This window comes from Pantoea sp. WEP, assembly GCF_041678305.1.
Classification (GTDB): domain Bacteria; phylum Pseudomonadota; class Gammaproteobacteria; order Enterobacterales; family Enterobacteriaceae; genus Pantoea; species Pantoea dispersa.
Genome location: NZ_JBGNXB010000001.1, coordinates 3,667,891 through 3,682,033, shown reverse-complemented (window position 1 = coordinate 3,682,033; position 14,143 = coordinate 3,667,891). Strand labels below are relative to the sequence as shown.

At 56.3% G+C, this 14,143-nt stretch carries 15 protein-coding genes and 1 pseudogene; 9 read left to right on the top strand and 7 right to left on the bottom strand.

Annotation, left to right across the window (positions count from 1 at the left end):
• The first annotated feature begins 30 nt into the window (after window positions 1–30).
• Complete coding sequence (locus tag ABVR31_RS17275; protein ID WP_372773653.1) at window positions 31–999, top strand: glycosyltransferase family 8 protein; 969 nt, start codon at window positions 31–33, stop codon at window positions 997–999.
• The gene (locus tag ABVR31_RS17270; protein ID WP_223815699.1) at window positions 1,000–2,247 is read left to right on the top strand and encodes an O-antigen ligase; all 1,248 of its coding nucleotides are present in this window, start codon (window positions 1,000–1,002) and stop codon (window positions 2,245–2,247) included.
• Between the two features lie 29 nt (window positions 2,248–2,276).
• Here ABVR31_RS17270 and ABVR31_RS17265 read toward each other — a convergent pair whose 3' ends face one another.
• A complete protein-coding gene (locus tag ABVR31_RS17265; RefSeq protein WP_058774904.1) occupies window positions 2,277–3,206 on the bottom strand; it encodes a glycosyltransferase family 2 protein in 930 nt (309 codons plus the stop codon).
• Window positions 3,207–3,411: 205 nt separating this feature from the next.
• Here ABVR31_RS17265 and ABVR31_RS17260 point away from each other — a divergent pair, with 205 nt between their 5' ends.
• A complete protein-coding gene (locus tag ABVR31_RS17260) occupies window positions 3,412–4,506 on the top strand; it encodes a YncE family protein (RefSeq protein WP_125311530.1) in 1,095 nt (364 codons plus the stop codon).
• A gap of 75 nt (window positions 4,507–4,581) precedes the next feature.
• Here ABVR31_RS17260 and ABVR31_RS17255 read toward each other — a convergent pair whose 3' ends face one another.
• The 3 genes from ABVR31_RS17255 to ABVR31_RS17245 all read right to left on the bottom strand — a co-directional run bounded on the left by ABVR31_RS17255 (window position 4,582) and on the right by ABVR31_RS17245 (window position 6,874).
• Window positions 4,582–4,872 (bottom strand): DUF1330 domain-containing protein, encoded by a 291-nt coding sequence (locus ABVR31_RS17255; RefSeq protein ID WP_372773650.1) that lies wholly within the window; start codon window positions 4,870–4,872, stop codon window positions 4,582–4,584.
• On the bottom strand, window positions 4,872–5,753 hold the full coding sequence (gene yghU, locus ABVR31_RS17250) for a glutathione-dependent disulfide-bond oxidoreductase (protein WP_021507780.1): 882 nt from the start codon (window positions 5,751–5,753) through the stop codon (window positions 4,872–4,874). The genes ABVR31_RS17255 and yghU overlap by 1 nt, the downstream gene beginning before the upstream one ends.
• A 101-nt stretch (window positions 5,754–5,854) precedes the next feature.
• Window positions 5,855–6,874, bottom strand: coding sequence for a LacI family DNA-binding transcriptional regulator (locus ABVR31_RS17245; RefSeq protein ID WP_059011843.1), 1,020 nt, complete (start codon window positions 6,872–6,874; stop codon window positions 5,855–5,857).
• Window positions 6,875–6,974: 100 nt separating this feature from the next.
• On the opposite strand from ABVR31_RS17245, the gene ABVR31_RS17240 reads away from it, so the two are divergent.
• Window positions 6,975–7,985 carry a Gfo/Idh/MocA family oxidoreductase gene (locus ABVR31_RS17240; protein WP_141496182.1) on the top strand — a complete coding sequence of 337 codons (1,011 nt, stop codon included), beginning with the start codon at window positions 6,975–6,977 and terminating at the stop codon, window positions 7,983–7,985.
• A gap of 78 nt (window positions 7,986–8,063) precedes the next feature.
• On the opposite strand, the gene ABVR31_RS17235 is transcribed toward ABVR31_RS17240, so the two are convergent.
• On the bottom strand, window positions 8,064–8,948 hold the full coding sequence (locus ABVR31_RS17235; protein ID WP_372773647.1) for a sugar phosphate isomerase/epimerase family protein: 885 nt from the start codon (window positions 8,946–8,948) through the stop codon (window positions 8,064–8,066).
• Between the two features lie 320 nt (window positions 8,949–9,268).
• Between ABVR31_RS17235 and ABVR31_RS17230 the strand changes: the two genes are divergently transcribed.
• Entirely contained in the window at window positions 9,269–10,288 is a 1,020-nt protein-coding gene (locus tag ABVR31_RS17230; RefSeq protein ID WP_372773645.1) for a LacI family DNA-binding transcriptional regulator, read from the top strand.
• Window positions 10,289–10,317: 29 nt separating this feature from the next.
• On the opposite strand, the gene ABVR31_RS17225 is transcribed toward ABVR31_RS17230, so the two are convergent.
• Entirely contained in the window at window positions 10,318–10,488 is a 171-nt protein-coding gene (locus ABVR31_RS17225; protein ID WP_372773643.1) for a hypothetical protein, read from the bottom strand.
• Here ABVR31_RS17225 and ABVR31_RS17220 point away from each other — a divergent pair.
• The gene (locus ABVR31_RS17220; RefSeq protein WP_059011837.1) at window positions 10,487–11,410 is read left to right on the top strand and encodes a TIM barrel protein; all 924 of its coding nucleotides are present in this window, start codon (window positions 10,487–10,489) and stop codon (window positions 11,408–11,410) included. The genes ABVR31_RS17225 and ABVR31_RS17220 overlap by 2 nt on opposite strands.
• 10 nt (window positions 11,411–11,420) lie before the next feature.
• Entirely contained in the window at window positions 11,421–12,590 is a 1,170-nt protein-coding gene (locus ABVR31_RS17215; RefSeq protein WP_058774901.1) for a Gfo/Idh/MocA family protein, read from the top strand.
• A gap of 94 nt (window positions 12,591–12,684) precedes the next feature.
• Here the strand turns inward: ABVR31_RS17215 and ABVR31_RS17210 are convergent.
• Window positions 12,685–12,939, bottom strand: a pseudogene (locus ABVR31_RS17210) (LysR family transcriptional regulator); the annotation flags it as partial.
• Window positions 12,940–13,344: 405 nt separating this feature from the next.
• Between ABVR31_RS17210 and ABVR31_RS17205 the strand changes: the two are divergent.
• A complete protein-coding gene (locus tag ABVR31_RS17205) occupies window positions 13,345–13,710 on the top strand; it encodes a type II toxin-antitoxin system RelE/ParE family toxin (RefSeq protein ID WP_372774082.1) in 366 nt (121 codons plus the stop codon).
• A complete protein-coding gene (locus ABVR31_RS17200; RefSeq protein ID WP_010615565.1) occupies window positions 13,697–13,996 on the top strand; it encodes a helix-turn-helix domain-containing protein in 300 nt (99 codons plus the stop codon). The genes ABVR31_RS17205 and ABVR31_RS17200 overlap by 14 nt, the downstream gene beginning before the upstream one ends.
• Window positions 13,997–14,143: the final 147 nt, after the last annotated feature.

Genomic DNA, 14,143 nt, shown 5'->3' with positions numbered 1-14,143 from the left:
GTGTAGCGCTCCGCAGCAGAGAAGCGCGCAATGAATCATGATGTTCTTCAGGAAATAAACGCCGAACCACTTTTTCCGGTACAGAGCGATCAACATATTGTTTTTGGCGTTGACGGAAAGTTTAAAGCGCATGCGCTAATCACGATTCTGTCGATCATGAAACACGCCGGAGACCGCGTGTATCATTTCCATCTGATCTCGTCAGAACTGACACCGGCCGATAACCCCCGACTCGCCAGGCTGTTTCAGGGATCGCGCCACGGCGTGACGCTGCATCATCTGCCGGATCAACTATTTGCCACGCTGCCGGTCACCGAACTTTTTACCCGTGCGACCTACTATCGCTTTCTGGCACCGCTGATTTTGCCGCAGGCGGAAAAACTGCTCTATCTTGATGCCGATATGGTGTGCATTAATCCGCTCAATGAACTGTGGCAGATCCCGACCGGCCCCGGGGCGGTTGCGCTGGTGGTCGGTGAAATTGCCTCGCTGCAGCCGGTGCTGGCGAAGAATGCCGGCTTGCGCGGCGAGCGCTATTTTAACGCCGGCATGATGCTGATTGATGTAGCGCAATGGCGCGCTGACAATATTAGCGAACGCGCGTTTACTTTACTGTCCGAACACGGGCGAAACTTCCAGTATCTCGACCAGGATGCGTTGAATATTTTACTGGAAGATAAAGTGACCTTTATTTCTCCTCGCTTCAATACCCTGACCATGCTGGCCCATGACGATCGTGGTTATACGCTCGACGTGCCGGCGGAAACCTGCCTGATTCATTATGCCGGTGCGGATAAGCCCTGGCAGGTATGGAATCAACAGTTTGTGGTTCACCATTATCGCGATATTTATCAGGATTCACCGCTGTCCACCATGGCGTTTGACCAGCCAGCCAATGCGCAGCAGGCAAAAAGAATGTATAAGTCGCTTTTTCGTCAAAAAAGATGGTGGCAGGCCATGCTGTGGCGCCTGAAACATATCAAGATGAGGTATTGTTAAGTGCAAGCTCACGCTTTTCGCCAGCTGATGACGGGAAAAAATATTTACCAGCTCTGTTTTATGCTGCTGAGTATCGCGCTGGCGTCGTCACTGGTGGTTGAAGCCTTACCGCGCAAAATATTCTATTTTTCCAGTTATCTGGTGGCTCTGTATTTAGTAATTCTGGCGGTGAAAAAACAGTGGCTAACAGATAAAACGGCCATAACGGTAGCGCTTCCGCTGCTGTTCATTGGGCTGGTCAGGCTCATCTGGGCAAAGATGTTTTCCCACGCTGAATTCAGTGATGTGGTGAATAACTACTTCCAGGGCGGTAAGCTGTTTATTATCGCGGCTTTTCTCAGCTATTTTATCGTCGCCTGGCGCCACTATCTTAGCCGTCCACTCCTGATAACCTGCAGCGCCATCTTGTTTGTCGGGCTGCTGGTGACGTTAGGTTTCGCTATCAGTGAACACGCAAAAACGCTGACCCGCATCAGATTGCTGACCGACTCCGCCGGTACCGTCTCTTATCTGATTACCGCGCTGGCGCTCTGTACTTTGTATACCGGCCACCAGGTCATCACCCATCGCGGCGGACAAATGATCTTATTCAGTGCGGTTTTTGTCGTGAATATGATGCTGATGATTCTGACCGAGTCACGCGCCGGCGTATTAACCCTGCCACTGATTTATCTGGCCTGGTTTTATTTTACCCATCGCTGGGCGGGTAAAATTTCGCTGGTGGTGTTAGCGCTGTTTATTATCGTGGGCGCTTTATTTATGCCGGGCAGCGTCTGGCAGCGCTTAGACAGCATCCACAATGAAGTCGATACTTATCAAACCAACAACAACACCTCGATTGGTGCCCGTTTCTCTATCTGGAAAGGCGGCTGGCACAGCGTTTCGTGGTCGCTGCTGGGGCAAAGTCCGGATCAGCGCACGGCAAAAGCGCGGGAATACATCACGCAGCATGAGCGCCACAATCCCGAAGCGTATAAAAACGTCATGTATCACCTGCACGATGATCTCCTTGAAACGCTTTCGCTGCAGGGGATCGCTGGCGCACTTTCCCTGCTGATTTTTTACCTGGTGCTACTGATAGTAGCCGCACGCCGCGGCGTCGCCGGATTAACGCTGCTGCCGCTGTCAATTATCATCTTTGGGCTGACCGACACGGTGTTAATTCAGAGTGGTTCGGTGCTAATCCTGGTGATGGCGATTATCATCAGCTATGCCATGATTCATCCGCCTGAGAAAGCATCGTCCTGATAAACCGGCGCTGCCATAGCGCCCGGTAGTTACAGCGGTTTGTTTAACTTCAGAGCCAGATATTTCTTTTTAAAGCTGGTTCTGATTTTACTATCGAAAAGAAAAGACAGCGGCCTGATTTTAGTGATCGCCTCAATAACCTGCTTTCTGTCGTCAGGATTATCCAGGGCTTGCCGATGTTTATGTGCAATATTAATCCAGTGGCAGGATAGCAGATTGCGATAGCGCTCCTGCAACACCTCATCCATATGCTGCGTTGCGCTCACTAAGAGTGAAATTTTGTGTTTATCCAGCTGGCTGGATAAGCTGTTGCCGCGTTTAAAATAGAGATAAGGGCTCTGGCGGCTATAAGCGATTGCATCACTGCTGACCAGGATTTCCGGGAAAAGCCAGGCGTCCTCGTAGCAGGTATAATCCGGGAAGGGATGTGCCAGCAACATGGTGCGCTTAATAAACTGACCGATAAAGTGTGCCTGCAAATCGCGATGGATCAGGAATTTTTCAATGGCCTGATGCCGTGACAGTGTTTCCGCCTGCAGGCCCTGCCACGTGATGTGCTCAGGCCGGGATTCATATACCTCATTAAGCGCCGTGAACAGTGCGTCCGGACGATGGCTTTTCAGGTAGCGGACAATATCGGCGAGGGCGTCGGCCAGCAACTGATCGTCGCCATCCAGCATCGTAATATATTCACCGCTGCACTGCTGAACGCCAAAATTACGCACCCGGCCAATGTTGCGGTAATCAATATTAAATACTTTCGCCTGCGGATGCCGCCGGGAAAAATCATCGAGTAACGCTGCTGTGTTGTCGACGGATGCGTCATTGATAAGAATAAATTCAATATACTGCTCAACACCATGACAGGCCTTTTCTAAACTCGCCAGCGTGTCAGGCAAAAATTTTTCACTGTTATGGGCCGTTAGCAACACACTGATTAAATAGTCAGGAACCATCATTTTTTAAGTCAACATCTGAGGCAGGAATGCCGTCAAGCATACTACAAGTGGCAATTTGAGGGGAGGGCATTGACGCAGCGCAGCCCTGCGCCTGCTGTCGCCGATCAGGCACATTTACGACTGATACAATAATGCGTATGATTCTCATTCCTTTTTATGCTTCCTGCTCGCGCAGGTAACCCATCGGTCCTTACCGGAGACAGCAATGACTTCATCATTACGCCCGCGCGCCACCGCGCTGGCTCTGGCGCTGCTGGCAGCCATGAGCCTGAGCGCCTGTCAGGCGCCGGCTAAAAAATCAGTAGCGCCTGCCGCCGCGGCTAAGCCAGCGGCAGCGGAGAAGGTACAGCAGCGTGAACTGGGCGACGGCCTGTATGAAATGGCCTATGTGCCGGGCGATCCGGCTGCGCTGTATGTGGCCAGCGCGCAGGCGTTTAAAACCGTCAACGGTGGCGTGCTGTATCGCCTGGATGCCCGCACGCTGGCGACGCTGGGCGAAACCCACACCGATCTGAAAAACTTTGGCATGACGGCTTCACCGGACGGCAGCGTGCTGTACATTACCAACACGCTGGACGGTGGCGTGACAAAAGTGGACGCCAGAAGCGGTAAAGTGCTGCAGCGTCTGCTGTTTGGCCTGAAAAACGACAAAGGCAATCCGGTTGGCGCGCGTGAAATCCTGCTGCATGACGGCCTGCTGTACATCGGTGCGATCGAGAATCCGGCGATGATTTGGGTGGTCGATGCGAATACGCTGCGGCTGAAAACCACCATCAAAAACGCCGGCAAGTGGGTGACCGGGTTGCTCTATTCGGCGTCAACCGACCGTATTTACGCGGCGAACGGCAGTGGCGAAGTGCTGGTGATCAATCCACGCAGCCACAAAATTGAGCAGCGCTGGACGCCAGGCGATGGCAAAGAGTATCTGCTGTTAAATCTGGCCGAAGATGCCGCCAATGGCCGCCTGTACGTCACTGACAATTCTAAGGGCAAAACCACGCTGGTGTTCGATGAGCGCAGCGGTAAGGTGATCAAACGCCTGGATGTCGGCGATTCGCTTGGCATCAAATTCAATGCGAAGCGCAACGAGATTTACATCAGCCAGCGACTCGGCGGCAAAGTGCTGCAGCTGGACGCGACGACCTACGCAGTGAAAAATAGCTGGGCGCTGCCGACCCACCCTAACAGCCTGCTGGTGTCGCCAGATGGCCAGACGCTATACGTGACGGTGAAGCAGGGACTCAATAAAGATCGCTCGCCGCAAGGGCCGGATAGCGTGGTGCGGATTACGCTGGATTAACCGCGCTGGATTTAATCGCGGCGCGAGGGATCGCGCCGCAGATAACCCGTACTTAGCCACGGGTTACGTCATCCATTACGCCACGCCGTTCACCAGCATTACGCGGTAGTTGGCGCCTTTCAGGCGATGCGCTTTGGCTTCCTGGTAGGCCGGGCTGAAGTACCAGGCTTTGGCGGCCTCGGCATCTTCAAACTGCAGCACCACCACGCCTTCAGCATCGCGCCCTTCCAGTACCTCCAGATCGCCGTAAAACGCCAGTGGCGTGATGTGGTGATCGCCACGCGCCGCGCCGGCTTTCTGCGAATAGGTGGCCAGCTCATCTTTATCCAGCGTTTCGTCTTTAATCATAACGACATATGCGGTCATTATTGTTCGCCTCGCGCCTGACGCTTGTCTTCAGTATTGGTATCAAAATCGCTCGCATCGTGCCGTTCCAGCAGCTGATCCTGCGGCTCGGCGCCAAATGCCCGGTTTACTTTACGTCCGCGGATCACCGCCGGACGGTCGGCAATCTCTTTTGCCCAGCGCACCACATTTTTGTACGACTGCACATCGAGGAATTCGCCGCCGCCGTACTGGTTATTCAGCACCAGATTGCCGTACCACGGCCAGGTTGCGATATCGGCAATGGTATATTCGTCGCCGGCGAGGAAACGGTGGTCCGCCAGCTGGCGATCCAGCACATCAAGCTGACGTTTGGCTTCCAGCGTGAAGCGGTTAATGGCGTATTCAATTTTTTCTGGCGCGTAGTGATAGAAGTGGCCGAAACCGCCGCCAAGGTAGGGCGCGGATCCCTGCAGCCAGAACAGCCAGTTCAGGGTTTCCGTGCGGCCCGCCACGTCAGAGGGAATAAAGTGGCCGAATTTATCTGCCAGATAGAGCAGGATATTGCCGGATTCAAACACGCGCAGTGGCGGCGTGATCGAGTGGTCGCGCAGCGCCGGAATTTTTGAGTTGGGGTTAACCTCAACGAAGCCGCTGGAGAACTGATCGCCGTCGCCGATGCGGATCAGCCAGGCGTCATACTCCGCTTCCTGCACGCCGAGCGCCAGCAGCTCTTCCAGCAGAATGGTCACTTTCTGGCCGTTTGGCGTCCCCAGCGAATAGAGCTGCAGCGGATGCTTACCGACCGGCAGCGTTTGCTCATGCGTCGGCCCGGCGGTTGGACGGTTAGTCTTCGCCCCGTTACCTTTGGCTTCCGGGTCCCAGGTCCAGACTTTCGCGGGCTGATACTGATTTTCCGACATAATGCGTTCGCCTTGTTGTGAGAAGATTTTTGCTGCTACTGAGTGTAGCAGCACGCTATCACGCCGATTTAACCGCGCTGGCGATAAAAGACAAAGTCGAATCAGGCAAAATTCTCTTGCGTAAACAGCATAAAGTCGACTTTACCGGGCTGATAGGTCTCTGGTTGCTCACCCTCTTCCAGATGTCGCAGCAGCAGCGTTAGCGCCAGTTGTGCGTGACGCAGGGTGTTTTGGTCGAGCGTTAGCGTCAGCACGCGTTTGGCCAGCAGCTCACGGGTGGTTTGGTAAAGTTCGTGCGTCACATACACCACCTTGCCGCACAGCCGGTGGCGCGCCAGCGCTTCGTGAATCTGCGTGTTGCCCATGCCGGTATTGTACAAGCCGACAATCTGCTGCGATGCGGCCAGCGTTTTCTCCAGCAGCCGGCTGATGCGCTCGCGCTCGTCCTGGCCTGCGATGATCTCCCGCAGCCGCAGATGCGGGAAACGCTCCGCCAGCACTGCCTGAAACCCTTCGATGCGCAGACGGTGCGCGGCGTAATCAGCGCGACCGCTAACCAGCACCACATCTCCCGCCACGGGCAGCATGCTGCCGAGCATCAGCGCGGCGGTGCGTCCCGCCTTCAGCTGATCAATACCGACATGGCACAGGCGCGGCGCATCAGGCAGATCGGCCACCAGCGTGATGACCGGTACGCCACGCGCTTTACAGGCCTCAAGCGCCGCGTAAATCAGCGGATTTTCATGGGCGAAAACAATCAGCCCGTCCATCTTTGTGCTGCTGGCTTCGATATGCGCCGCCAGCTTTTCGGGCGCATGCTCCGGAATCAGCGTGCGGTGCAGCCGCAGGCGACGATAGCCGAGCTCATCAGCCAGCCGGGCAAAATCCTGCGCCAGCTGTTGAAAGAAGAAGGAACCGTTACCGCTCAGCAGCACCTCTATCTGCCACGCGTGGCGGTGCTCCTCCGGCAGGATGCGTTTCAAACCCGCTTCGCGCGCCGCCAGTAAAATCTTTTTCGTCATCGCGGGCGACACGCCGCCCCGGTCGTTCAGCACCCGATCTACCGTGGCGACGCCCACACCCACCCGCTTAGCCAGTTCGGCCAGCGTCATTGTTTTCATCTGAGTGAATTCCATCAAAAACCGCGTTCAGACAGCCTGCCAGAAAGCGATATTTTGACAAGACCGACGATGCCGAAGTGTGAGCAACAGGAGCGTTATCATGCGCAGTGCGCAACGTTTTGCCTTGATTGGCTGTGGATTTATTGGCCAGGTGCATGCCGCAAACCTGGCGCGCCATCCCGGCGTTGAGCTGGCGCTGGTGTGCGATATCGACGCCGCGCGCGCCGCTGCGCTGGCAGAGCAGTTTGGGGCGCGGGCCGCCAGCGTGCCGCAGGCGCTGAGCAGTAAGGCCATTGATGCGGTGCTGATTGCCAGTGCGACGCCGACTCATGCTCCGCTACTGGAGCAGGCGGTGCTGGCGGGCAAAGCGGTGTACTGTGAAAAACCGATCGATTTGTCGCTGTCACGCGCCCGGGAAGTAGTAGCCAGCATCTCCCCGCTGCAGGTGCCGGTGACGGTAGGGTTTAATCGGCGTTTTGATCGCAGCCATGCACAACTGAAAGCCCAGCTGCAGCAGGGCGTGATTGGACGCAGCGAGCTCATCCAGATGGTGTGCCGCGCCTCTGAACTGCCGCCGCTAAGCTATCTGCAGGCGTCCGGCGGACAGATGCGCGACCAGGCCATCCACTTTTTCGATCTGCTGCGCTGGCTAACTGAGGATGAAGTGGTCACCGTGGGCGCGCTCGGTGCCGCGCTGGCGATGCCGGCGATCCGCGACATTGACGTCGATACCTCGGTGCTGATTATGCGCCTGCAGCAGGGCGCGCTGGCGCAGCTCGATAATGCCCGTCGTACCGCTTACGGTTATGACGAGCGCATCAGCGTGATGGGCAGTCTGGGTATGCTGGCGTCGGAAAGCCAGGCGGTGCGCGGTGCGACCCTTTATCAGGGGCAGCACATCCGCCAGCCGGGACTGTATGCGGACTGGTTCAGCCGGGTACAGGAGACCTATTACAGCCATCTCGATGCGTTTGTGCGCCATCTGGGCGGCGAGAAAGTGGCTGGTCTGCCGGGGCTGATTGATGGGCTGCGCGCGCAGGCCATCGCGGAAGCGGCGCAGCTGTCGCTGACGCGCGGCGAGTTTGTGGAGGTGGAGTGGGTGACGGTTTGATGGGAAGTGGGCGATGGCGTTTACCCTCACCACAACCCTCTCCCGCAGGCGGGAGAGGGGGCTGATTGTGCATGCAACTTACAGATTCAGCAGCTCGCGCTCAATCAGCTCGCGGGTTTCCACCGCCTGAAACTTCATCTTCTCCGGATAGCCAAACAGCGCGGCGGAGATAATCGACTCGCCGCCCACTTTATAGTGGCGGTTAGCGAAATCCATCTCGCGCAGCGCTTCGAACAGCGCGTCGAAATTCACCTCACCTTCGCCAACGGCCACGTGCTGATGGATAGTGGCATCGACACCCGGCGGGTTAACGATGTAGCGACAGTGTTTGGTGTGGTTCATGGTATCGGCAATCAGCATGTGCGACAGATCGTCGCCAGCGTAATGCAGCATACTCTTCACGTCGCCTTTGCCCTTGTCATAGTAGAACGTATGCGGTGCGCTGTAGATGTATTTGACGTTGTCGCTGCGGAACGACTTGACGATATCGGCCGTTTCATTGCTCTCTTCACAGAAATCCCACGGATGCGCCTGAATTTCCACGCGAATCCCTTCACGCTCGAAAATCGGCAGCAGCTCGTCCATTGAGCGATAGAACATCTCTTCGCAGATTTCGGGCTCGTTCGGGTTACCGGAGAGCTCGGTATTGATCACCTGCACGCCCATCTCCACGGCAATCTCAATCATTCGCTTCCAGTTTTTCACCGCCGCCTGGCGCCGCAGCTCATCCGGTCCCGACCAGCGATAGACGGTGATAAACGAGGAGATTTCCAGTCCGGTAGCGTTGAGCGCATTTTTGTACTCGCGCATGATCTCCCGGCTGGCTTTTGGGTGTTTATAGAACGGATTGATCTGCGGATGCGGCGACTGTTCAATGTATTTATAACCCCACTCCGCGACCTGTTGCACCATACGCGTGATGCCGAGATCGCGGATAACATCCACATCAAAAGCGATTTTCATTGTTGTTCTCCTGCGCGTTACGTTACCCACCACCGCAATCGGCGGCTGGTGTCGCGTCAACTATAAAAACAGCCCGGCACCGGCTCTAATGCTTTGCTGATGCATTTCCATCAGTGCCGGCGGCCCGCTGCGGCAATCTTTTGCCAAATAATTATTCTATTTGCGTGAGAAATGAAACGAATGATGGTGTTTGTGCGACAGCGATCAAAAGAATGAGAGGATTTACTCATTAATTGAGGGATAACGACCGGCTTATATGGCGTGAAAGCATAACATCAGGCATTATTTTTGATAGTTTATTATCATTAAAGGGCTTAACGATGAGCAAAATTACCATGAGCGCGATTGCCGCCGCTGCCGGGGTGGGGATCGCCACTGTGGATCGGGTGCTCAATCGCCGCGCGCCGGTGCGGGCGCAAACCGAACAGAAAGTACTGGCAGCCGCGCATCGGCTGGGTTACCGCAGTAGCCACGCCCCGCTCAGTGCGCAGAGCGACGGCGTGACGCTGCACATGGGGTTTATCCTGCTGTCGGCTTCGTACTCTTTTTATCAAACGCTAACCGATGCGCTGCGCCAGCAGACGCAGCCATTTCATCCGGCCGGCAGCGAGCCGCTGTTTGTCTGGCACGAGATTGATGAGGTGGCAGCGGTGGTGGATTCGCTCTACCGGCTGGCTGAGCAGGTGGAGGCTATCGGCGTGGTGGCGCTGGATCATCCGCTGATCCGCCACGCGATAGCGCACGTTTCGCGTCAGGGCGTGCGCGTCTACGCGCTGTTTTCTGACTTCTCGCCCTGTGGGCATGCTGGCTATTTCGGCCTGGATAATCAGAAAGCCGGGCGCAGCGCGGGCTGGATCGCCAGCCATCTGTTGCATCAGCCGGGTCCGGCGGGCGTGCTGCTGGGGGATCACCGCTTTATCTGTCAGGAGAACTGCGAGAGTGGTTTTCGCTCGTATCTGCGCGAGCAGGACAGTGCGCGGCGCGTGCTGGAACCGCTCAAAACCCACGAATCGATTGCCGGTGGTTATCAGGCGACTCGCCAGCTGCTGGAGCAGCATGCCGATCTGGCGCTGATTTACGCGCCGTGCGGCGGCATTGAAGGGGTCGTTCAGGCGCTGCGTGAGCAGCCGCAGCGTAAGGTGGCGCTGATTTGTCACGGCCCGGTCAATGACGGCGACCTGGCGCTGATAGATGGCACCATCACGGTGATGCTGCGCCATCAGATCGCTGACATGGCACGACAGCTGGCACAAACCGTGCTGCAACGTCACGCTGAGCGCAGCGACCATTTTTCTCAGGTCACCCTGCCGTTTGAGATCGTCATGCGGGAAAATGTCTGAGGCGTTGCGCCGTCATCCTTTGTGATTGCTCACCGGGCGACAGCCACGCCAGCGCGCATGACGATTGTATTTGATAAAAAATTATCAAAAATTTGATAATTAAATTTATGATCGCTATCAAAGAATGAAAGTTCCATGATTGAGGTTGGTGAAATATCTATTTGATACTGACGCCAGCCCTCATCATAAGGAACCATCATGACCCTACACATTGCCAATGCGCCCTGCAGCTGGGGCGTAGACGATCCTGACAATCCTTTCCTGCCGCCATGGCAAACGGTGCTGCGCGAGGCGGCCCAGGCCGGTTACCGCAGCATTGAACTCGGGCCGTGGCGCTATCTGCCGACCGATGCCGCCGAACTGCGCCAGCAGCTGGAAGCGCATCAGCTGTCACTGGTGGCCGGCACCATTTTTGATGATTTGGTCAGCGAGGCGAATTTCCCGGCGATGGTTGAACTGACGCACAACATCTGCCGCAACCTGTCGCAGGTGCCGTGCGCGGCACGCACGCACGGTGATAACCGACCCGCGCCCTATCTGGTGATTATCGATTTCGGCAACCCGCAGCGGGCGCAATTTGCCGGCCAGACAGAGAAAGCGCCGCGCCTGGCACCCGCAGACTGGCAGCGCATGATGCAGCACATCACTCAGCTCAGTCACATCGCCTGGCACGACTACGGCGTGCGACCGGTGGTTCATCCTCATGCCGGTGGCTGTATTGAGTTTGCTGATGAACTGGAACAGCTGGTACAGGACATCCCGCACGAGGTCGCCGGACTGTGTCTCGATACCGGCCATCTTTTTTATTCCGGCATGGATCCGCAGACCTGGCTGCAACGCTACTGGTCGCGCATCGACTATCTGCATTTCAAAGACATCAATGCGGCCGTCTGGCGCGATGTGATTGCGCGCGGCGTCGACTTTTTCACTGCCTGTGCCGAGGGTGTGATGTGCCCGCTTGGCCAGGGCGCGATTGATTACCCGGCGCTGCGGGCGTTTCTCGCTGAACGTCACTATCAGGGCTGGATCACCATTGAGCAGGAGCGCGATCCGCGCAACGCCGCCACCAGTCTGCAGGACGTCACGGCCAGCCTGCATTACCTGCATTCCATCGGATTCTGAGGAGAACAACATGATTAACGGGAGCAAAGTACTGGATCGCGCGCTGCGCTGGGGCATGGTGGGCGGCGGCGGCACCAGCCAGATCGGTTACATCCACCGTTCCGCTGCTTTACGCGACGGCAACTTCACCTTAGTGGCGGGTGCGTTTGATATTGATGCGGAGCGCGGACAAGCGTTTGGTCGCGCGCTGGGCGTGGCGGCGGAGCGCTGCTATAGCGACTACGAAACCCTGTTTAAAGCGGAAGCCGCGCGTGCTGATGGTATTGAAGCCGTCTCCATCGCCACGCCGAACAATACGCACTTTGCTATCTGCCGCGCTGCGCTCAGCGCCGGGCTGCACGTGGTATGTGAAAAACCGCTGTGTTTCACCTCCGCTGAAGCTGAGGAACTGCAGCAACTGTGTAAAGCGCAGCAGAAGATCATCGGCGTGACCTACGGTTATGCCGGGCATCAGCTGATTCAGCAGGCGCGCACCATGATTGCTGACGGGCTGCTGGGTGAAATCCGCATTGTGAACATGCAGTTTGCTCACGGCTTTCATCACGAAGCGGTCGAATTACAGAATGCCAGCACCAAATGGCGCGTCGATCCGCGTTTTGTTGGCCCGAGCTATGTGCTGGGCGATCTGGCCACCCATCCGCTGTTTATCGCTGAAACCCTGTTGCCGCAGTTGCAAATAAAACGTCTGCTGTGCAGCCGCCAGAGCTTTGTGGCCTCGCGTGCGCCGCTGGAAGATAACGCCTTTGTGATGATGGAATACGACAACGGCGCGGTCGGTACGCTGTGGGCGTCAGCGGTGAACTGCGGATCGATGCACGGCCAGAAAATTCGCGTGGTGGGGGCCCGAGCCAGTCTGGAGTGGTGGGACGAACAGCCAAACCAGCTGCGCTATGAAGTGCAGGGCGAGCCGGTGCAGATTCTTGAGCGCGGCATGGGCTATCTGCATGCCAGCGCGCTGGCCGATGACCGTATTGGTGGCGGCCATCCCGAAGGATTATTTGAAGCCTGGTCGAATCTCTATCGCCGTTTTGCGCTGGCGATGGACGCCACCGACCGCGGCGATCACGCCTTCCTGCAGGACTTCTGGTATCCGGACGTGCACGCCGGGCTGATGGGGGTACGCTGGGTGGAACAGTGTGTCAAATCGGCGGATGCCGGTGCGGTGTGGGTTGAGTGCTGACTGGCTGACGAAATTTAACCGGAATGCGAGGCAGCGGGGCGGCATCCGTGCTTTATTGGGAGCCGCTGCGCATGCCTTCTGCAGTCGCTGCGGCGATCTGATCGATGGCGCGCTGTGCCTGTTCGCACTGGTGCAAAATAGTGAAGGCATGATGGTAAAGCATTTTCCCCGCTTCGGTAGGTGTTACGCCGCGTTTGGTGCGGATCAGTAACTGCTGATTCACTTCTCCCTCCAGCGTGGCAAGCTGCTGGCTTAGCGCCGGTTGCGCAATATGCAAACTTTCAGCAGCCTGCGTCAGGCTGCCCGCGTCGACGATTTTGATGAAATATTTAAGGCGACGAAGGTTCACGATTACTCCCTCTGGCGACACGATTCGGTGTATCAAATGCGTCCGGCACGATGAGATGCAGCAGACGCTGAGTTAAGGACAAACGCCAAGACGGCAGGCAGGCACTACGATTAACAGTTTTTTAACATCGACACGCGCCACGCGGCGTGACCGGTGGCGCAATTCGCTGGAAAGGTTTGGGCGCAATCGCAAAAGTGTGCGACGCGTCGCGCAAATGGGGCCGAAGCAGTCAGGGTCGTAATGGAGCTAATCGATATTGCATGGGATTGCAGTTTTTTCAGGTACTCCGCACAAGCTGAACACGTCTCCAGCGATGCTGGCATCCGGCATGATACAGGTCATCTTTTCAATATAACTTCCGGTTTATATCAGAGCGCTATAAACTACAGGTTATATGAGGTGATTTTGAACAGCTGGAAGGTAGAAACCACCGCGCGCTTTGCCACATGGCTGCAGGCGCAGGATGACGCGATGATTGAGGATGTGTTGGCCAGCCTGGCGGTTCTCAGGGAGTTCGGGCCCACGTTAGGGCGACCTGATGTTGATACCCTCGTCGGGTCGCGTTATTCCAATATGAAAGAACTCCGTGTTCAGAGTAATGGCCGGGCGATTCGTGCGTTTTTTGCCTTCGATCCGGTCAGACGGGCCATTGTGCTCTGCGCGGGAAACAAAACCGGAACGCATCAGCGGCGTTTTTATCAGGCGATGATTAAACTGGCTGACCGCGAGTATCAACAGCATCTGGAGGAGATGAATCATGCCAAAACTTGAAGACCTGATTGCTCAGCGTTCGCCTGAATCACAGGCGCGCATCAGAAATAAGGCGGCGGAAAAAATCCTCGAGATTCGCCTGCGCCAGCTGCGGGAAGAACTGGCGCTTTCACAGGTACAGCTGGCTGAAAAGATGGGGGTTTCGCAACCTGCTATTGCAGCCATCGAGGCGCGCGGTGACGAACTGAAACTCTCCAGCCTGAAAAAGTACGTTGAGGCGTTAGGCGGAAAATTGAGCGTAACCGTTGAACTGCCAGCCGGTGACGGGCGGATTTTCCAGCTTTAAGGGTTTCTGCCAGGCCGCAGGGTGAGCGATTCTGCCGACGCAGAAAAGCAAAAACCCAGCCATAAGGCTGGGTTTTCTGAATAGTGGTGCCCGGACGCGGAATCGAACCACGGACACGGGGATTTTCAATCCCCGTGTGTAAGTGTT

What these genes read in the sequence shown, in the direction of transcription:
- ABVR31_RS17235 (WP_372773647.1), bottom strand. Translation starts at nt 8,948, where the DNA reads ATGAAAATCGCTTTTGATGTGGATGTTATCCGCGATCTCGGCATCACG.
- ABVR31_RS17260 (WP_125311530.1), top strand. Translation starts at nt 3,412, where the DNA reads ATGACTTCATCATTACGCCCGCGCGCCACCGCGCTGGCTCTGGCGCTG.
- ABVR31_RS17220 (WP_059011837.1), top strand. Translation starts at nt 10,487, where the DNA reads ATGACCCTACACATTGCCAATGCGCCCTGCAGCTGGGGCGTAGACGAT.
- ABVR31_RS17240 (WP_141496182.1), top strand. Translation starts at nt 6,975, where the DNA reads ATGCGCAGTGCGCAACGTTTTGCCTTGATTGGCTGTGGATTTATTGGC.
- ABVR31_RS17255 (WP_372773650.1), bottom strand. Translation starts at nt 4,872, where the DNA reads ATGACCGCATATGTCGTTATGATTAAAGACGAAACGCTGGATAAAGAT.
- ABVR31_RS17230 (WP_372773645.1), top strand. Translation starts at nt 9,269, where the DNA reads ATGAGCAAAATTACCATGAGCGCGATTGCCGCCGCTGCCGGGGTGGGG.
- ABVR31_RS17265 (WP_058774904.1), bottom strand. Translation starts at nt 3,206, where the DNA reads ATGATGGTTCCTGACTATTTAATCAGTGTGTTGCTAACGGCCCATAAC.
- ABVR31_RS17225 (WP_372773643.1), bottom strand. Translation starts at nt 10,488, where the DNA reads ATGATGGTTCCTTATGATGAGGGCTGGCGTCAGTATCAAATAGATATT.
- yghU (WP_021507780.1), bottom strand. Translation starts at nt 5,753, where the DNA reads ATGTCGGAAAATCAGTATCAGCCCGCGAAAGTCTGGACCTGGGACCCG.
- ABVR31_RS17275 (WP_372773653.1), top strand. Translation starts at nt 31, where the DNA reads ATGAATCATGATGTTCTTCAGGAAATAAACGCCGAACCACTTTTTCCG.
- ABVR31_RS17215 (WP_058774901.1), top strand. Translation starts at nt 11,421, where the DNA reads ATGATTAACGGGAGCAAAGTACTGGATCGCGCGCTGCGCTGGGGCATG.
- ABVR31_RS17200 (WP_010615565.1), top strand. Translation starts at nt 13,697, where the DNA reads ATGCCAAAACTTGAAGACCTGATTGCTCAGCGTTCGCCTGAATCACAG.
- ABVR31_RS17245 (WP_059011843.1), bottom strand. Translation starts at nt 6,874, where the DNA reads ATGAAAACAATGACGCTGGCCGAACTGGCTAAGCGGGTGGGTGTGGGC.